Source organism: Microbacterium neimengense (genome assembly GCF_054782995.1).
This window is the reverse complement of sequence record NZ_BAAGRK010000015.1, coordinates 848,076-864,569: the sequence shown is the minus strand read 5'-3', so window position 1 is coordinate 864,569 and position 16,494 is coordinate 848,076. Positions and strand designations below refer to the sequence as shown.

At 70.5% G+C, this 16,494-nt stretch carries 18 protein-coding genes; 12 read left to right on the top strand and 6 right to left on the bottom strand.

Annotation, left to right across the window (positions count from 1 at the left end; genetic code table 11):
* Window positions 1-52 precede the first annotated feature (52 nt).
* From ACYVJS_RS14790 to ACYVJS_RS14765, 6 genes are all read left to right on the top strand, one after another.
* Window positions 53-733, top strand: coding sequence for a TetR/AcrR family transcriptional regulator C-terminal domain-containing protein (locus ACYVJS_RS14790; RefSeq protein ID WP_460740625.1), 681 nt, complete (start codon window positions 53-55; stop codon window positions 731-733).
* A 72-nt stretch (window positions 734-805) separates the two neighbouring features.
* On the top strand, window positions 806-1,882 hold the full coding sequence (locus tag ACYVJS_RS14785) for a hypothetical protein (RefSeq protein WP_460740624.1): 1,077 nt from the start codon (window positions 806-808) through the stop codon (window positions 1,880-1,882).
* A 104-nt stretch (window positions 1,883-1,986) separates the two neighbouring features.
* Window positions 1,987-2,448 (top strand): aromatic ring-opening dioxygenase LigA, encoded by a 462-nt coding sequence (locus ACYVJS_RS14780; RefSeq protein ID WP_460740623.1) that lies wholly within the window; start codon window positions 1,987-1,989, stop codon window positions 2,446-2,448.
* A 111-nt stretch (window positions 2,449-2,559) separates the two neighbouring features.
* Window positions 2,560-3,225 (top strand): alpha/beta fold hydrolase, encoded by a 666-nt coding sequence (locus tag ACYVJS_RS14775; protein WP_460740622.1) that lies wholly within the window; start codon window positions 2,560-2,562, stop codon window positions 3,223-3,225.
* A gap of 388 nt (window positions 3,226-3,613) precedes the next feature.
* Window positions 3,614-4,462, top strand: a complete 849-nt coding sequence (locus ACYVJS_RS14770; protein ID WP_460740621.1) for a transposase — start codon at window positions 3,614-3,616, stop codon at window positions 4,460-4,462.
* A 25-nt stretch (window positions 4,463-4,487) separates the two neighbouring features.
* On the top strand, window positions 4,488-6,125 hold the full coding sequence (locus ACYVJS_RS14765; protein WP_460740620.1) for an ABC-F family ATP-binding cassette domain-containing protein: 1,638 nt from the start codon (window positions 4,488-4,490) through the stop codon (window positions 6,123-6,125).
* On the opposite strand, the gene ACYVJS_RS14760 is transcribed toward ACYVJS_RS14765, so the two are convergent.
* Together ACYVJS_RS14760 and ACYVJS_RS14755 are read right to left on the bottom strand one after the other, a co-directional pair.
* Complete coding sequence (locus ACYVJS_RS14760) at window positions 6,112-6,660, bottom strand: dihydrofolate reductase family protein (RefSeq protein WP_460740619.1); 549 nt, start codon at window positions 6,658-6,660, stop codon at window positions 6,112-6,114. The genes ACYVJS_RS14765 and ACYVJS_RS14760 overlap by 14 nt on opposite strands.
* 32 nt (window positions 6,661-6,692) lie before the next feature.
* Window positions 6,693-7,133 (bottom strand): LysR family transcriptional regulator, encoded by a 441-nt coding sequence (locus ACYVJS_RS14755; RefSeq protein WP_460740618.1) that lies wholly within the window; start codon window positions 7,131-7,133, stop codon window positions 6,693-6,695.
* On the opposite strand from ACYVJS_RS14755, the gene ACYVJS_RS14750 reads away from it, so the two are divergent.
* Entirely contained in the window at window positions 7,116-7,520 is a 405-nt protein-coding gene (locus tag ACYVJS_RS14750; RefSeq protein WP_460740617.1) for a VOC family protein, read from the top strand. The genes ACYVJS_RS14755 and ACYVJS_RS14750 overlap by 18 nt on opposite strands.
* On the opposite strand, the gene ACYVJS_RS14745 is transcribed toward ACYVJS_RS14750, so the two are convergent.
* On the bottom strand, window positions 7,517-8,461 hold the full coding sequence (locus ACYVJS_RS14745; RefSeq protein WP_460740616.1) for an SDR family oxidoreductase: 945 nt from the start codon (window positions 8,459-8,461) through the stop codon (window positions 7,517-7,519). The two genes, ACYVJS_RS14750 and ACYVJS_RS14745, sit on opposite strands and share 4 nt — an antisense overlap.
* Before the next feature lie 140 nt (window positions 8,462-8,601).
* Here ACYVJS_RS14745 and ACYVJS_RS14740 point away from each other — a divergent pair, with 140 nt between their 5' ends.
* Both ACYVJS_RS14740 and ACYVJS_RS14735 read left to right on the top strand, forming a co-directional pair.
* Complete coding sequence (locus ACYVJS_RS14740) at window positions 8,602-9,438, top strand: helix-turn-helix transcriptional regulator (RefSeq protein ID WP_460740615.1); 837 nt, start codon at window positions 8,602-8,604, stop codon at window positions 9,436-9,438.
* Window positions 9,439-9,478: 40 nt separating this feature from the next.
* Window positions 9,479-10,858, top strand: coding sequence for an HNH endonuclease signature motif containing protein (locus ACYVJS_RS14735; protein WP_460740614.1), 1,380 nt, complete (start codon window positions 9,479-9,481; stop codon window positions 10,856-10,858).
* Window positions 10,859-10,877: 19 nt separating this feature from the next.
* On the opposite strand, the gene ACYVJS_RS14730 is transcribed toward ACYVJS_RS14735, so the two are convergent.
* Entirely contained in the window at window positions 10,878-11,534 is a 657-nt protein-coding gene (locus ACYVJS_RS14730; protein ID WP_460740613.1) for a hypothetical protein, read from the bottom strand.
* Between the two features lie 169 nt (window positions 11,535-11,703).
* Here ACYVJS_RS14730 and ACYVJS_RS14725 point away from each other — a divergent pair, with 169 nt between their 5' ends.
* From ACYVJS_RS14725 to ACYVJS_RS14715, 3 genes are read left to right on the top strand one after another with little or no spacing between them, the layout of a single operon-like run.
* Complete coding sequence (locus ACYVJS_RS14725; RefSeq protein WP_460740612.1) at window positions 11,704-12,249, top strand: PadR family transcriptional regulator; 546 nt, start codon at window positions 11,704-11,706, stop codon at window positions 12,247-12,249.
* Window positions 12,250-12,290: 41 nt separating this feature from the next.
* On the top strand, window positions 12,291-13,958 hold the full coding sequence (locus ACYVJS_RS14720) for an ABC1 kinase family protein (protein ID WP_460740611.1): 1,668 nt from the start codon (window positions 12,291-12,293) through the stop codon (window positions 13,956-13,958).
* A gap of 36 nt (window positions 13,959-13,994) precedes the next feature.
* Window positions 13,995-14,582, top strand: a complete 588-nt coding sequence (locus ACYVJS_RS14715) for a TetR/AcrR family transcriptional regulator (protein ID WP_460740610.1) — start codon at window positions 13,995-13,997, stop codon at window positions 14,580-14,582.
* Window positions 14,583-14,587: 5 nt separating this feature from the next.
* On the opposite strand, the gene ACYVJS_RS14710 is transcribed toward ACYVJS_RS14715, so the two are convergent.
* Together ACYVJS_RS14710 and ACYVJS_RS14705 are read right to left on the bottom strand one after the other, a co-directional pair.
* Window positions 14,588-15,388, bottom strand: a complete 801-nt coding sequence (locus ACYVJS_RS14710) for a family 1 encapsulin nanocompartment shell protein (protein WP_460740609.1) — start codon at window positions 15,386-15,388, stop codon at window positions 14,588-14,590.
* Window positions 15,389-15,407: 19 nt separating this feature from the next.
* On the bottom strand, window positions 15,408-16,457 hold the full coding sequence (locus ACYVJS_RS14705; RefSeq protein WP_460740608.1) for a Dyp-type peroxidase: 1,050 nt from the start codon (window positions 16,455-16,457) through the stop codon (window positions 15,408-15,410).
* Window positions 16,458-16,494 lie beyond the last annotated feature (37 nt).

Below are 16,494 nucleotides of genomic sequence, written 5' to 3'. Positions count from 1 at the left end.
AACTTGATCGTTACGAACATGTTCGTAACGATCAAGTGCGTATAGTCGAACCATGAGTCGCCCCGAGCCCGTGAGTCGTCGCGCGCGTCCCGCCAAGCCGCCGCTGTCACGCGCGGCGATCATCGACGCCGCCGTCGCTGTGGTGCAGAAGGAGGGCGCCGCCAAGCTGACGATGCGCAGGCTCGCATCGGAGCTCGACACCGGGCCCGCCTCGCTCTACGTCTACGTCAAGAACACGACGGAGCTGAACGCCCTCCTGATCGACCGCTACCTCGCCGAGCTCGACCTGGCGTGGAGTGAGAGCGAACCGTGGCGCGATCGCCTCGAGCGCGTGCTCGACGATTATGCGCGGTTGCTGGCGGGCCAGCCGGGGCTCGCATCCGCGGCGCTCATCACGTGGCCGGACGGCACCCACTATCTCGACCTGCTCGAGCTCCTGATGCGGCTTCTGCGCTCGGCGGGGGTCGACGGTGAGGATGCGACGCGCGGCGTCGATCTGCTCCTGCAGCACGCCACCGCATCCGCGGCAGAGTGGGCGGCGCGCGCGAGCGGCGGGCAGGAGCTGTCGGACCTCACCCAGATCCTGGATGCGGCCGAGGCGCGCCGCCATCCCGAGCTGCACGCGGCGGGAGCGGCGCTGTTCACCGCGGGCAGCCCCGAGGAGCGCAGCCGCTGGGCGACGCGCGCGATCGTGAACGGCATCCTCTCGACCGCGCGGGGCGACGGGGCCTGATCCGCGAAACTAGACGGCGGGCGGCCGCGGGGCGAGCGGCGACATGAACGCGGTGATCCTAGGATGGCGCGCGTGATCGTCGACACCGCCCCGTTGACCTCCCGGATCGATCGCCGACGGCTCCGCGACTACCGGCGCCTGCTTCCGTCATCCGTTCGTCCCCCGTTGGCCGGCGTCCTCGCGCGCGTCGCGCTGCTCATCGCCTTCCCGCTGGCGCTTCTCGTGATGTGGCTGGTGATCATCGACGGGTCGTTCTTCGCCGATGGGGACTGGGGGCTGATCGTCATCCTCTTTCCGCTCGCGATACCGCCGGTGATCGGCGTCGTCGTGCTCGTGAGCGCGATCCGGCGCCGGTCAGGCGTCCGTTCCTACCGACTGAACGGCTTCGCCGAGGCCAACGGGTTCACATATGAGCCGTACGCGCCGGCTCCGCCCCTGCCGGGGATGATCTTCACGCGGCCGGGGCAGTCATCCGCGTTCGTCACCGACATCCTCCGCCGGCGCCAGGGGTACGCCCTGGAGATCGGCAACCACACGTGCACGACGGGCTCGGGCAGGAGCACGAGCACCTACCGATGGGGCTACGCGGCGATGCGGCTTCCGGTCGCGTTGCCGCACATCGTGCTCGACGCTCACGGCAACAATGCGATCGGTCGGCCGAGGCTGCCGATCGCCTTTGCGAAGGACCAGCGATTGTCGCTCGAGGGTGACTTCGACCGCTTCTTCACGCTCTACTGCCCGGAGGGATACGAGACGGATGCGCTGTATCTCTTCTCGCCCGACACGATGGCGGTCTTCGTCGACGAGGCGGCTCGTCTCGACGTCGAACTCGTCGACGACTACCTGTTCCTCTACTTCCCGGGCCAACTCGCGACACTCGATCCGGCGCTGTGGGAGCGGCTGCTGACCACGGTGGACGCCCTCTCTGAGCGGTTGCTGCGGTGGGAACGCTGGCGCGATGATCGCCTGCAGCGCTCAGACGACGTCGCGAGTGATCTCCTCAACGAGGCGCTGAGCAGCCGAGGCGTCGCGTACCAGGGGCGCCGACTGTCGGTCAAAGAGGATTGGTGGTGGGTTCTCGGTGCTGCGGTGGCCGTCTTCGGATTCGTCAATCTCATCCACGATCTGATCTCAGGGTGGTGGTCCTAGGTCGTGGGTATCGTGCGCCCGACCGAATCACACGGCCGCGGCTCGCGCGCCGCATCCGTCGGCCTGGGAGGATGCACACAACTGTCTTCGTCGAAAGGACCCGCATGAGCATGCGCTCCGACCTCTCCTCCGTCCGCCGCGCGGGCGGGTACGCCATCGCCGCCGGCACACTGTTCGCCGCCGTGGGCGCTGCGGCCTGGACCACGGTGACGAGCCAGCTGCGCGCCGAGAAGATCACCGTGCCGCCGAACGCCCCCGCGCTCGCCGGGGCGCCTGTCCAGGGCCCGGTCACCGCCTACATCGAGGCGCAGGTCATCAAGGGCAACGCCGAGCGCGGCGCCGGCGGCCGCACCTACGCCGACATCAGCGCGGCGTTGCAGAAGGTCGAGAAGGGGAGCCAGGAGGAGACGGATCTGCGCAAACAGAGTGCCGCCTTGTCCACTGCCTCCGCCCTGCGCACCTCGCTGTTCACGTCCGTGCTCGCCTACGGCGTCGCAGCCTTCGCCGCGGGTATGGGAGCGTTGCTTGTGGTGGTCGGCGGGCAGCTGCGGCGCGCCGGGCGCTGAGGCGACCGCATCCGCGGCTGGTAAATTCTCCGAGGCGATCACCGCAGCGGCACTCGGTGCCCGGGGTCCCGATCGCCGTCTCGATCCCGCCTTCCGCGAGAGGACTCCCGCATGACGGATACCCAGATCTTCGAGCCCGACGGCCGCGCCATCCCGTTCGCGGTCGAGGGCGACGGCCCCGGACTCGTCCTGTTGCCGGCGCAGGGCCTGAACATCGGCTACCTCGAGGCCCTCGGGCACTCCGTCGCGCAGGAGGACTTCCGGGTCGTGCGCATCGGCACGCGTCGTCCCTCGGATGCGGCCGTCTCACTGCACGATCTCGCGCAGGACGTCGTCGACGTGCTCGATCACCTCGGCATCGACCACGCCTGGATCGGCGGACACGCCTTCGGCGGCACGGTCGCCCGCCTGGTCGCGATCGACCACCACGACCGCGTGAACGGCGTCCTGCTGCTCGGTGTCGAGGGCTCGGCCGGCTCCGACGAGCTGGATCTCTCCGACGCGCCGGAGGACCTCCGTGATGCCGAGGTCGACGGCCTGCAGCGCGCAGCCCGCGAGGCGCTGGGTGAGCTTCCCGCGCTGGCCGCCGGTGTTCCCGTGCTCGTCGTGCAGGGCGCGGACGACCGCATCACGCCCCCGTCGAACGGGGAGGACCTGCGCGCCTCCGCGCCCGAGCTGGTGAGTGTCGTGAACATCGACGGTGGCAAGCACCTCTTCCCGGCGACCCACACGGGTGCCGTGTCGTGGGCGATCGAGGACTACCTCGACTGGGACTGATTCCGCATACGTCGCCGAAGGGCCGGCGCGCCTGCGGACGCCCGGCCCTTCGGCGTTCCCGCTTCCCGCACCCGAACTCCTGCAGTTCGTGGGTTCGGGCCGTGCGTCCGGTCGCCGGGGAATCCGTGTGAGGGAACGGAGCCGCGGGCACAACTCAGTCGGTGCCGTCGCGTTCTGTAACGTGCGGGGCCGCCCGCCCCGATCCTGGCTGAGTTGTGTAGCGCGTCCGGCGTCTCCCGTGCGCCCGGCGCCCGCGCCCGAACTCCTGCAATCCGGTGCCTTGCGGGCTCGTAGAGGCGCGATGGATCACGTTCTGCAGGAGTTCGGGCCGCGAGCTCGAGGCGGGCAACCACGACAGGCGGCCACAGCCTCGCGGCAGAATGGGCCCATGGCCGCCGCATCCGGGAGCTCCGTCGACGAGGTCGCCGCTGCGCTCTACCGGCTGCCGCCCGACGCATTCACCGCGGCCCGTGACGAACAGGCTGCGAGGGCGGATCCGGCCGACGCCGCACAGATCAAAGCCCTGCGCAAGCCCGTCGTCGCTGCATGGGCGGTCAACCTGCTCGTCGCCGACGGGCAACTGGCCGAGGCCGTCGAACTCGCCGCCGCGCTCCGCGAGGCCCAGGACGATCTGGATGCGGCCGAGCTTCGCCGGCTCGGCGCACAACGCCAGCAGCTTGTGGCCTCTCTCGCCAAACGCGCCGCCGCCCTCGCTGCGGAGGCGGGGCATCCGCTCGCCGACTCCGCACGCGAGGCCGTCGCGCAGACGATCAACGCGGCCGTCATGGATGCGCGTGCCGCGGCGGCTGTGCTCACGGGCCGCCTGCGCAAGCCGCTGGATGCCGGTGCGCTCGACGATATCGACGCGGCGGACATCGTGGCGGGCTCGCCTCCCGGTGGTCCGGTCGGGCGCCCCGCATCCGATCCGGACGAGCTGGCCGTGCGTCGTGCGCGCAAGGCCGCGGAACGCGCGGCGCGGGAGGCGGAGCGCGCCGCCACGGCTGCGGAACGGGAGCGGTCGGCCGCCGAGGCCGCCGAGCAGAAGGCGCGCGAGCACGCCGACCTGGTACAGGAGCGGATCGCGGAGGTGCGCGCGCAGCTCGAGCGGCTCCAGTCGGATGCGGACGCAGCGGATGCCGAGCTCGCACGTCGCGAGGATCGGCTACGAGAAGCCGCATCCGCCGCGGAGGCAGCCGCGAACGAGGCGCAGCGCGCCCGCGACGCGGTGCCGGACTGACGCCTCCGCCTGGGAGAATCGAAGGATGACCGCAACGCTCGTCGCCCATCAGCTCGCCGGCGGCTACGGCCATCGCACCCTGTTCGAGGGCGTCGAGCTGACGGTCGCCCCCGGCGATGTCGTCGGCGTGGTCGGCGCCAACGGCGCCGGCAAGTCGACGCTGCTGCGCCTGCTGGCGGGCGTCGACCAGCCGCAGGGTGGGAGCGTCTCGCTCGCACCCGCCGATGCCTTCGTCGGGTGGCTGCCGCAGGAGCACGAGCGCGTCGTCGGCGAAACCGTGTCGGCGTACATCGCGCGTCGCACGGGCTGCGCCCAGGCGACCGTGCGGATGGATGCGGCCGCCGCCGCCCTCGCCGACCCCGACGCCGTCGGGGCGGACGACGCATACGCCACGGCGCTGGAGCGGTGGCTCGCGAGCGGCGCCGCCGACCTCGAGGAGCGCGTACCGGCTGTGCTCGCCGATCTCGGACTCCAACTCGACGCCGACGCGCAGATGACCTCGCTCTCGGGCGGCCAGGCGGCGCGTGTCGGCCTCGCGGCTCTCCTGCTGAGCCGCTTCGACATCGTGCTGTTGGATGAGCCGACCAACGATCTCGACCTGGACGGCCTCGAGCGGCTCGAGACGTTCGTGCGGGGTCTCCGCGGCGGCGTGGTGCTGGTCAGCCACGACCGGGAGTTCCTCGCGCGCTGCGTCACGCGGGTGCTCGAGCTCGATCTCGCGCAGAACACGAACCGGCTCTACGGGGGCGGCTACGACGCATACCTCGAGGAGCGGGCGACCGTACGTCGCCACGCGCGCGAGAAGTTCGACGAGTTCGCCGACAAGAAGGCGGACCTCGTCGCGCGCGCTCGCACGCAGCGGGAGTGGTCGAGCCAGGGCGTGCGCAATGCGATGAAGAAGTCGCCCGACAACGACAAGATCAAACGCAAAGCGTCGATGGAGTCGAGCGAGAAGCAGGCGCAGAAGGTGCGCCAGATGGAGAGCCGCATCGCGCGGCTGGAAGAGGTCGAGGAGCCCCGCAAGGAGTGGCAGCTCGAGTTCACGATCGGCTCGGCGCCGCGTTCCAGCACGGTGGTCGCGACCCTGTCGGACGCCGAGTTCCACCAGGGCGACTTCGTCCTCGGCCCGGTCTCACTGCAGGTCAACGCCGGCGAGCGCATCGGCATCACCGGACCCAACGGCGCCGGCAAGTCGACTCTCCTGCGGGGCCTGCTGGGTCGTCAGCAGCCGGATGCGGGGCGCGCCGCCCTCGGCGCCAACGTGCAGATCGGTGAGATCGATCAGGCCCGGGCGCTCCTCTCCGGCTCCCGACCGCTCGCCGAGGCCTTCGGCGATCTGGTGCCGGAGATGGCCGCCGAGGTGCGGACGCTGCTCGCGAAGTTCGGGTTGAAGGCCGACCACGTCACTCGAGCCGTCGACGAGCTCTCGCCGGGCGAGCGCACGCGCGCGGGAATGGCGCTGCTGCAGGCGCGGGGCGTGAACCTGCTGGTGCTCGACGAACCGACGAACCATCTTGATCTGCCCGCGATCGAGCAGCTCGAACAGGCGCTCGAGTCCTACGAAGGGACGCTCCTGCTCGTGACGCACGATCGCCGTATGCTCGCCGCCGTCGACACCGACCGCAACTGGCGCGTCGAGTCCGGGCGCCTCACCGAGCTGTAGCGCGGGGCACGTACCGCGACGCCACGGCGCCCGAGCCGTACTCGATCCGCTCAGTGAGCTGCAGATCCAGCGGCGTCGTCAGGCCGTCGAAGAGCCGCGGACCGTGGCCGACGACACGCGGGTGCACGACGAACTCGTACTCGTCGATGAGGCCCAGCTCGGCGAGAGCCGTGGGAAGCATCACTCCGCCGGTGGCAATGTCCGCATCCCGTTTCAGTGCGCGCACGGCCGTGGCCAGATCGCCGCGCACGAGCTCCGCGTTCCAGTCGACCCTCTCCAGGGTGCTCGACACCACGTACTTGCGCGCGGCGTCGATCGTGCGTCCGAACGGCTTCATCCAGTCGGGGAGGGCGTCGGATGCGGGCGGGCGCCACGCATCCTGCATCATCTCGTACGTGACGCGACCGAACAGCAGCACGTCCGCCCGCGCGATGTACTCCGCCGCGCGCCGGTGCAGCTCCTCATCCGGGATCGCAGATCGATGATCGACGCAGCCGTCGAGTGTGACGTTGATCGAGTAGCGGAGCAGGCCCATGGCGTCAGGCTAGGACTGCCGGAGGCTCGCGGCTAGCGTCCCTGGCGCTTCTTGTAGGGCTTCGGCTGCCCCTTCACGATGGGCGCGCGGCCCTTGCCCTTCGACGCCTTGGCCTTGCCGCCGCCGGGGCTCTTCGTGCGCACCGCCGCGGGCGCGTCGGCGATGCGAGCGCGCGCTTCGTCGAGCAGGAGCGTGCCGGCTGGGGTGAGCCGAGTGGGGGCCTCGCGGATGACGAGAGGGTGGCCGACTTCCTCCTCGAGCTTGTCGAGGGCGCTGTAGAGCGCGGGTAGCGGAACTCCCAGCGCCTGCGCCGCGCGCGGGAAGTGCAGGTGTTCGGCGAGAGCGACGAACCTCACCAGGTGCTCGAGCTTCATAGGTGCCTTCCGATCGCCGACGATCCATTGTCGCAGCAGGGCCTCGTGGGCCGTGTCGGCGGATGCTGCGAGGATCGACGCATGCCGATCTTCGATCACCTGGGAATCACCGTCGAGGACGTGCCGAGAGCGGTCGTGCAGTTCGATCCGATCATGGCCGCGCTCGGGTACACACGGGCCGATGCCGAGACCTCGGTCTCCTGGTGGCGCGATGGCGAGACCGAACTCATCCTTATGCCTCCGCGCGAGAGCGGTTCCGGGCCTCACGTGCACGGCCGTGTCGGGTGGCAGCACCTGGCCTTCGCTGTGGGTTCGCGCGACGAGGTCGAGCACCTGCACGAGATCGCGGTCGCGGCGGGTTGGGTCCCGGTGCGTGCACCGAAGGAGTATCCGCGGTTCACCGAGCGGTACTACGCGTCGTTCCTCGAAGACGCGAACGGCATCCGCATCGAGTTCATGCACAACCCGCCCCGCGACGAGGCTTAATCGGTCGGGAACGCCGCTCCCGTGAGCTCCTGCGACACGGTCCAGATGCGGCGGGCGGCCTCGTCGTCGCGCAGCGGCCGGTAGAGCGTTTGTTCGCCCGGAGCGCCGCCGACCCTTCCCGGACCCGACGGGCCGTAGAGATGGCCTCCGACCACGTCCGCAGAGGTTGCCGCCAACAGGGCGGGAAGTGCAGCCGAGTCCGGGGTCCCGACGAAGAGTCCGCGTGCGGACATCCACCGGATGAGACGCACCTCGCGGGTGTCGGCGGCGCGTTCCAGCTCGGGCCGCGCGGCCAGCAGGCTGGTCGGAGCGACACCAGGGTGCGACAGGACGCTCGTGACCCCCCATCCTCGTGCCGCGCTCTCACGCTGCAGTTCGCGGGCGAACAGTCCCAGTGCGATCTTCGACTGTCGATACGAGGTCATCGCGTCGTAGCTGCGCTCGGCGTTCAGATCGTCCCATCGGATGCGGCCGCTCGCCGCGGCGACGCTGACCTGCGACACGACGCGCGCCCGTCCTTTGCGCAGCAGTGGAAGTAGCTCGGCGACCAAGGCGACGTGACCGAGGTGGTTGGTGCCCCACTGCGACTCGAAGCCGTCCGCCGTCAGCTGCCGCGACGGCGGCGACATCAAGCCGGCGTTGTTGATCAGCAAGTGCAGCGGCGCGCCCTCGGCTCTGAGCTTCTCGCCGAGCGCGGCGACCGATGCGAGCGACGCCAGATCCAGGTCCCGTAGGGTCACGCGGGCGCGCGGTGCGTCGGCGCGGATGCGGGCGGTGGCCGCATCCCCCTTCGCGCGATTGCGCACGGGCAGGACGATCTCGGCGCCGGCGCGGGCGAGCCGGGCGGCGATGCGCAGGCCGATGCCGTCGCTGCCGCCCGTCACGAGGGCGCGCCGACCCGTCAGGTCGGGGAGGTCGAGATGGGGGACGGTACGGGTCATGGAGGCTCCTCGGTCGGGGTGATTCGAGCATCGTGCCCGCCGCCGGGGGCATCCAGGACCCGTCGATCCACGTCTCGCATACGCCTGGGGTGGACCGACGGTCCGTGGCTGCGGGCTGCGCATCACGGTAGGAAGGGCGCATGGAAATCGATCGCGAGGCGCTCGCCGCGTTTCTGAGACGGCGACGCGAAGCGCTGCAGCCCGATGACGTGGGCCTCGCTCGGGGGAGCCGCAGGCGTACCGCCGGGCTCCGCCGGGAGGAGGTCGCAGCGCTCTGCCATATGTCGACCGACTACTACGCACGCCTCGAGCGCGCGACGGGGCCGCATCCGTCGGCGCAGATGGTGGCGGCCATCGCGCAGGGCCTGCACCTCACCCTCGCCGAGCGCGATCATCTCTTCCTCCTGGCGGGCCACCACCCTCCCGTGGTCGGCGTCTCGAGCGAACACGTGAGTCCGGGCATGCTGCGGATCCTCGACCGCCTCACCGACACACCGGCCGAGATCGTCTCGGAGCTCGGCGAGACCCTCCGCCAGACGCCCCTCGGTGTCGCCCTCACCGGGAACACGGCGTCACTGGCGGGCTCGGCCCGCAGCATCGGCTACCGCTGGTTCACCGATCCGGCCGCCCGCCGGATCTATGACCCTGATGAACACGACTTCCTCTCGCGGCTGTGGGTCTCCGGCCTTCGCGAGATCGCGACGCGACGCGGCCAGGGTTCCCGCGCGTCGCGGATGGTGGCGGAGCTGGATGCGCGGAGCCCGGAGTTTCGCGACATCTGGTCGCTGGGCGAGGTGGGCGTGCGCCCGCGGGCGACCAAGCGCTTCGTGCATCAGGAGCTGGGGGCGCTGGAGTTGGAATGTCAGACGCTGCTCGACCCGGCGCAGTCGCACTCGCTCCTCGTGTACACGGCGGCACCGGGCTCGGAGAGTGCCGAGAAGCTGCGGCTTCTGACGGTCATCGGCGCGGGGGTGTAAGTCAGGGTGCGATGTCGGAGGTCCCGCTTAGCCTCGGGGTATGGACGAGGACGACACCTTCGACGACGACCGCCGCATCGCGCGGTCGTGGGAGGCGCCGCCGTCCGAGCTCGATGAGCCCGATCTGATCGACCAGGTCGTGGGTATGGCATCTCTCGTGTCGTCGTTCGCCGCCCAGCGAGCCGTCGCGATCGCCGAGGCGCGGTCGGCAGCACTCGTCGAGTCGGCCTCGCGCGGGGGAGACCGTGGCATCGCCGAGCGTTCGTTCCGACTTGAGATCTCGCAGGCTCTGCGCGTCACCGAGTCGACGGCCGAGCGATTGGTGTCGCAGGCGGTCGCGCTCACCGAGCGGTACGACCGCGTGCTCGATGCACTGGGGCGCGGTGCGATCACCGAGCAGCACGCCCGCATCCTGGTCGACGCGGTGGATGTGGCGGAGGCGCCGCTGCGCGGCGAGCTCGCGTCGCTTTCGCTCGAACTCGCCGAGCGGATGCCGGTCGGTCAGTTCCGCTCCGCGGTCCGCGCCCTCGTCGAACGCGCCAGGGCCGTCTCACTCGAGCAGCGCCACGACGACGCGGCGCGAATGCGGCGCGTCTCGGTCGAGGCCGACAGCGACGGCATGGCGTGGCTGTCGGCGTACCTGCCTGCGGTCGAGGCTCGGGCGATCTTCCACCGGCTGACGGCGATGGGCTCTGCTCTCCTGGCGGCCGAAAGGGAGGAAGCCGCCATCGGCGACCTCGCCGAGACCAGCGTCGGCGACGAGATCGACCCCGTGCTCGCGTCGCGAACTCTCGATCAGGTGCGCGCCGACCTGCTCGGCGATCTGCTGGTCGACGGAGAGGTGGGCGATCATCCCGCGGCGGTGCGGGGCGTGCGCGCGACCGTCGCCGTCACCGTGCCGGTGCTCTCTTTGCTCGACGATGACGCCGCGGTGAGCGCGCCGGCCGAACTCGACGGCGTCGGCCCCATCCCGATCCGCACCGCACGCACCCTCTGCGGATCCGCGGACGGATGGATGCGGGTGCTCACCCACCCCGAGACGGGGGTCGTGCTCTCCGTGGGGCGTACGCGATACCGCCCGCCCGCCGACCTGCAGCGCCTCGTGCGCTGGCGGGCCGCACGCTGCACCGCGCCCGGGTGTCGGATGGCTGCCGATCGCTGTGAGATCGACCACACGGTGGCGTGGGAGCACGGCGGCGAGACGCGCGCCGATAATCTCACCCCGCTGTGCAAGGGGCACCACACCGTGAAGCACCACGGCGGATGGCAGACCCGACAGCATCCCGACGGCGCGATCGTCTGGACATCACCCGCGGGTCGTCGTTACCGCGTCGAACCGGAGCGACGAACACCGCGCTTCGTCCCCGCATCCGCGGGGAGGGCGTCCGGGGTGCCCGCGGATGCCGAACCGCCCTTCTGAGCGGTCTGACCCGTGCGCGTCAGAGATCCGAGAAGTCGTTGCCCGGCGCCTGGAGCTCGCGCACCGTATCGCCGTTGAGGCCGAGCATCACGAACTGGATGTCGACGGAGCCGGGGTTCACCAGCGACTGGGTGCCGGAGATCTCCACCGACCCGAGATCGAGCCAGTCCGCGACACCATCGCCGTTCTCGTCGAAGCCGTCGCGGGCTCCCGCATCCATCGCTTCCGTCCGCGACGAGCCGACGGCTATGCCCTCCTGCGTCGCGACCGGAACGCCGTGAAAGGTCGCGGTCTCCACGGCGATGCTCGCGCGGCCGTCGGGACCCGACATGAGGGAGATCCCGTCGTAGTCATAGCGCGTCATCTGCATCTCGTACCCGGGAGGGCCATCGATCGTGGTCTGCGCCGGATCCTGATCGCTGATGGAGCGCAGGAGGTCCTGCAACTGCGGTGCCTCGGTGTATGAGACGACCGTGGTTTCTCCGTCGTGCGTGTACGCGACGGCCTGGATGCCGATCACGAGCCGAGCCGGTTCGGGCTCGGGCGTGGGGGTCGCGGTTGTCGTGGCCGCCGCGATGCCGGTCGGCACGGACGGCGCTGGTGCCGGCGTCGCGGCGCAGCCGGAGAGCGCGACGACCGCCAGGGCCACGGTGGAGAACAGGAGTTTCCGCTTCATAACTGGAACGCTATTGCGCCGATCGATCGACACGCATGCATTGACGAGTCACGGACTCGTATCGGTTCGGGGAGCCGCGTGCTGCCTGCTGGGAGTCTTCTGAGGCACCTGTCCTTCGCGACTTGAACGATATATCGTGAAGTATCGTTCACGATCTGAGGAGGTCACGATGAGCAATCCATTCGCGGGTGCAGGATTCGGTGGCGGGCTGCCGGGAAGTCTCTGGGACGCCATGGAACAGATGCGGTCCTCGGTCGACAAGAAGGTCGGCTTCCGGGTCGGACGCGGCGACGTCCGCGCCGCCGTCCTGCTTCTCCTGGCCGAGCAGCCCATGCACGGCTACCAGATCATCAGTGAGATCGCCGAGCGCAGCGGCGGGGCGTGGAAGCCCAGCGCCGGCTCTGTGTATCCGACGCTGCAGCTACTGGCTGACGAGGGGCTGATCGTCGCCGAGGAGGCGGGCGGACGCAAGACGTACTCGCTCACCGAGGCGGGTGCCGCCGAGGCGGAGGAGGCCGCCGAGTCCGACGCGCCCTGGGAGGCCCCGGGTATGCGCGACAGCGGACGCATGACGGCGCTGCCGAAGGCCGGTATGGAGCTTGCGCAGGTCGTCGCGCAGGTCGCCCGCACCGGTTCGCCGGAGCAGGTCCAGGCCGCGGTCGACGCGCTCGGCGAGACGCGCCGACGCCTGTACGCGATCCTCGCCGAGGACTGAACCCGGTGCCGCCGGCAGGTGACGGCGGAGCGGACCCGGTCGTGACCGATACTCGGGCACGCTACAACCGGATCATCCGCTTCGCCGCACGCGCCCTCGTCCAGGTGTGGTGGTTCGAACTCGTGCTGCCGCGCCTGGGTCTGACGCGCCTTGCGATGCGCGGCCAGCCGCGGCGGATGACGCGGCTGGCCCGTCGCTTCCACGCGCTCGCACTCGAACTCGGCGGTCTCATGATCAAGGTCGGGCAGTTCCTGTCGTCTCGACTGGACGTCCTGCCGCCCGAGATCACGAAGGAGCTCGAGGGGCTGCAGGACGAAGTGCCGCCCCTCCCGTTCACGGCGATCCGCGCCGCGGCCGAAGCGGAGCTGGGCATGCCGCTCGAACGCGCCTACGCGCGTTTCGACGAGGCGCCGGTCGCCGCGGCCTCGCTCGGACAGGCTCACCGCGCCCGACTGCACGACGCTCTGGCGGCAGACGTCGGCTTCGCCGAGGTCGTGGTGAAGGTGCAGCGCCCCGGCATCGACGATATCGTCGCGGTCGACCTTGCTGCGCTCCGCCGCGTGGGCGGCTGGCTGCGGCGCATCCGCGTGGTGTCCGAGCGTGTCGACGCGCCGGCGCTGGTCGAGGAGTTCGCCGCCACCAGCCTGGCCGAGACCGACTACCTCCACGAGGCGGCCTGGGCGGAGCGCTTCTCCGCCGACGTCGCCGAGGAGCCGCGCGTCGACGCCCCCGTCGTCGTGTGGGAGCGCGTCACACGCCGCGTCCTCACCCTGGCGGACGTCACGGCCATCAAGATCTCGGATGCGCACGCCCTCCGGGCGGCGGGCATCGACCCGGCGCAGGTGGCGAAGCTCTTCGCCCGCGTCATGTTCGATCAGCTGTTCCGCCGCGGGTTCTTCCACGCGGATCCTCACCCCGGCAACGTCTTCGTCACGCCGGATGCCGCCGTGGAGGGCGGGTTCCGCCTGACGTTCATCGACTTCGGGATGATGGGGGAGGTGCCCGACACTCTGCGCGACGGCCTTCGCGGCCTCCTGATCGCCGTCGCTGCACGCGACAGCAAGCGCCTGGTCGAGGGGATCGGCAAGGTCGGCGTGCTCCTGCCCGACGCCGACACGGTCGAACTCGAACGCGCGATGACCACGCTGTTCGCGCGGTTCGGCGGCATGGGATTCGCCGAGTTGCGCGACGTCGACCCGAGGGAGTTCCGCGAGTTCGCCGAGCAGTTCGGCGATGTCACCCGCGAGATGCCGTTCCAGTTGCCCGAGAACTTCCTGCTCATCATCCGTTCGATGTCGATCACCTCGGGGGTGTGCAGCACGCTCGACCCGGCGTTCAACGTGTGGGACGCGGTCGAACCGTACGCATCCGAGCTGTTGCGGGCCGAGAGCGGCAACCTGATGCGCGACATGCTCGGTGAGATGGCCTCGGTCGCCGCGATCACCGCGCGCCTGCCGCGGCGCGCGGACGCTCTCATCACGCGCCTCGAGGAGGGGCGCCTCACGGTCGACTTCTCGCGTCTCGAGCGACGCTTCGCGCGCACCGAGAAGCTGGCGGCGCGCGCCGTGAGCGGTGTGATCTTCTCCGGCACCCTCATCGCGGGCGTCCTCCTGCGTCCCTCCGACGAGGTGCTCGGATCGGTCCTCATGCTGCTCTCCCTGCTGCCGCTCGGACACGTCGTGCTGGCCGGCTGGTTCGGCAAACGCTGAACCGACCACCGCTCGACGCACGATACGGTGGGGGCCATGCCCCGCGCCCGATCCTTCGACGAAGAGCTCTTCCTCGACGCGGTCACCGAACAGTTCTGGACCCGCGGGTATCGGGGCTCCGCGCTGACCGATCTCTCAGCCGCGACCGGTGTGGCCAACGGGAGTCTCTATCAGGCGTACGGCAGCAAATGGGCGCTGTTCCTGGTGATCTTCCGGCGCTACTGCGCCGGACGCGTCGACTTCGTCGAGGCCGCCCTCGCTCCCGGACGGGACGTGGCCGACACCGTCCGCGCCTACCTCGCCGCCGTGCGCGCCGATTGTGCGGCGCACCCGGATCGTCGCGGCTGCCTCATGCTGAACACGATCGCCGAGCTCGGATCCGACGATGAGGTCGCACGGATCGCCGCCGACACGCTCACGCAGATGGAGCAGCGCATGGCCGATGCTCTGGCCGAGGCGGCGGGGCGCGACCGGTCCGACCAGGATGTCGCCGCCGCCGCGGCCAACGTCGTCGCGCTGTCCCAGTCGCTGATCCAGCTCTGGCGCATCGGCCGCGACGAGGGGGAGCTCGCCCGCATGAGCGAGCAGGCGGCCTTCGCCGCGTCGGGAGTGCTCGCCGCCTGATCGGATCAGCGGATCGCGATCGCCGCCTCCGGCGTCGCGACGCGGAAGCTCAGGCTCTCGATCAGGTACAGCTCGACCGCGTCCCGGCTGTGCGCCGTGTATCCGAGCGAGATGTCCTGACCGGACTCCAGGATGAAGTCGCCGCCGCGCAGGCTCACTACGACCGCACCCGTGATGCCGGGCGTCCATGCCACCGGACCGCCGAGGACGCGTTCCAGGTGACGCTGCAGCACGGCGCCACCCGCGTCGCTCCCGCCGGAGATCTCGGTCCACGTCGCCGTGTCGACGGCGAGGCCGTACGGTCCGCCGACCCCGGCGCCCGACAGCGTCGCGATCGCCTCGGCGACCAGGGGAGCGAGCCGACCCGGTTCTCCGGCGCCGCTGAGCGGCGCATGCGGTGACGACGGGACGATGCCGACGAACCCCGCTGCATCCCAGCCGTGGAAGACCGCGGCGTTCTCCGCGCTCGCGAGTGCGACGGCCCCTTCGTCCAGGGGCGTCAAGTCCGTGTCGACGGCACCGCGGGCGTCATCGTCGAGTTCGCTGCGCGACAGTGCGAAGTCCGCGCGCAGTTCGGCGAGCGGCAGAACCTGGCGTGAGCGCCCTGTCACGCCCGCGAACGGCGTCGAGAAGCTTGTTCCGACGCGGCCGAGGGTGGTCGCCGAGTGCTGCCAGCCGAGCGGGCCGACGAAGTCGACGAGGCGTCGGGCGCCGAGGGCCGGCTGCAGCCGCGTGCGCGCCTCGTCGTCCAGTGTGTCCCAGGTCGCGTCCGTGATGGGCGCGAGGTCGCGATAGAGGTGATCCATGAGAGAGTCCTTCCGATCGTCAGGAGCGCCCGCCGATGCCGAGCGAGGAGTCCGCGGCGCGCGGGGGAGGTGTCGTCGCGGCGGGGGTGTCCACGGGGTCGTCGTCGAGCCCGTCCAGCACGTCGGGGCGCGGCGCGAAGAACACGCTGCCGGTCACGGCGGAGGAGAAGTCGAGCAGCCGATCGTGCAGACCGGGCGGGTCGCCGATGAACATCCGCTCGAGCATCCGCTGGATCACCCAGAGGTCCCGGCAGCACCCGATGAAGTATGTGCCGAACTCGGCGGCGCCGGGGCGGCCGAACGGCATGTTGTCGCGGAGGATGTCGTGCTCGACGCCCTCGTCGTCGACGATCGTCGCGAGCGTCTTGTGGGCCTTCTGCCCGCTCGCCGCATCGTCGAGCTCGATGTTGTCGGCCTTCGACCTGCCCATGATCGCCTCCTGCGCCTCGGTCGGCAGCGCGCGCCAGGCGGAGAGGGGATGCAGATACTTCTGCGTCACGATGTACGTGCCGCCCGCGTGGTCGGGGTCCTCATCGCCGACGAGCACGGTGCCGGCGATGTCGTCGCCGACCGGGTTGGCCGTCCCGTCGACGAATCCGAGCACGTCTCGTCGGTCGAAGTAGCGGAAGCAGGCCGTCTCGTCCTCTGTTGTGACCGCGTCGCCGAGCGCGTCCATGAGTTGCCGCTCGAACTCGAAGCAGATGTCGGCGCGGTCGGCGCGGATGTGGAAGAGCAGGTCGCCCGCCGTCGCCGGTGCGGTGTGCGCTTCGCCGACGATCGGGATGAAGGGGCGGAGCTGCGAGGGGCGTGGCGTTCCCACGAGGCGCGGCCAGATCTCACTTCCGATCCCGACAGTGCAGGTCAGCGTCGCCGAGGGATCGCGGAAGGCGACCGCCTTGATCGTGCCCGAGAGGTCCGCGAGCACTCCTCGCACACGTGCGAGCGCATCCGCTCCTGGCGCGACGCGCAGGACCAGGAACACGGCGTGCGTCGACAACGGTGAGCCGAATTGCTGAACCGCTCCCGGCACGAACGAGGAGGGATCGGCGCGGCGCACGCTCTCGGCCATCGGGTTCCCTTCCGACGGTCGCGGGAGCGCCGTCGTC

Bases quoted from the DNA above. Each gene is read 5' to 3' on its own strand.
- ACYVJS_RS14790 (WP_460740625.1), top strand. From the start codon at position 53: ATGAGTCGCCCCGAGCCCGTGAGTCGTCGCGCGCGTCCCGCCAAGCCG.
- ACYVJS_RS14780 (WP_460740623.1), top strand. From the start codon at position 1,987: ATGAGCATGCGCTCCGACCTCTCCTCCGTCCGCCGCGCGGGCGGGTAC.
- ACYVJS_RS14775 (WP_460740622.1), top strand. From the start codon at position 2,560: ATGACGGATACCCAGATCTTCGAGCCCGACGGCCGCGCCATCCCGTTC.
- ACYVJS_RS14770 (WP_460740621.1), top strand. From the start codon at position 3,614: ATGGCCGCCGCATCCGGGAGCTCCGTCGACGAGGTCGCCGCTGCGCTC.
- ACYVJS_RS14765 (WP_460740620.1), top strand. From the start codon at position 4,488: ATGACCGCAACGCTCGTCGCCCATCAGCTCGCCGGCGGCTACGGCCAT.
- ACYVJS_RS14760 (WP_460740619.1), bottom strand. From the start codon at position 6,660: ATGGGCCTGCTCCGCTACTCGATCAACGTCACACTCGACGGCTGCGTC.
- ACYVJS_RS14750 (WP_460740617.1), top strand. From the start codon at position 7,116: ATGCCGATCTTCGATCACCTGGGAATCACCGTCGAGGACGTGCCGAGA.
- ACYVJS_RS14745 (WP_460740616.1), bottom strand. From the start codon at position 8,461: ATGACCCGTACCGTCCCCCATCTCGACCTCCCCGACCTGACGGGTCGG.
- ACYVJS_RS14740 (WP_460740615.1), top strand. From the start codon at position 8,602: ATGGAAATCGATCGCGAGGCGCTCGCCGCGTTTCTGAGACGGCGACGC.
- ACYVJS_RS14735 (WP_460740614.1), top strand. From the start codon at position 9,479: ATGGACGAGGACGACACCTTCGACGACGACCGCCGCATCGCGCGGTCG.
- ACYVJS_RS14730 (WP_460740613.1), bottom strand. From the start codon at position 11,534: ATGAAGCGGAAACTCCTGTTCTCCACCGTGGCCCTGGCGGTCGTCGCG.
- ACYVJS_RS14725 (WP_460740612.1), top strand. From the start codon at position 11,704: ATGAGCAATCCATTCGCGGGTGCAGGATTCGGTGGCGGGCTGCCGGGA.
- ACYVJS_RS14715 (WP_460740610.1), top strand. From the start codon at position 13,995: ATGCCCCGCGCCCGATCCTTCGACGAAGAGCTCTTCCTCGACGCGGTC.
- ACYVJS_RS14710 (WP_460740609.1), bottom strand. From the start codon at position 15,388: ATGGATCACCTCTATCGCGACCTCGCGCCCATCACGGACGCGACCTGG.
- ACYVJS_RS14705 (WP_460740608.1), bottom strand. From the start codon at position 16,457: ATGGCCGAGAGCGTGCGCCGCGCCGATCCCTCCTCGTTCGTGCCGGGA.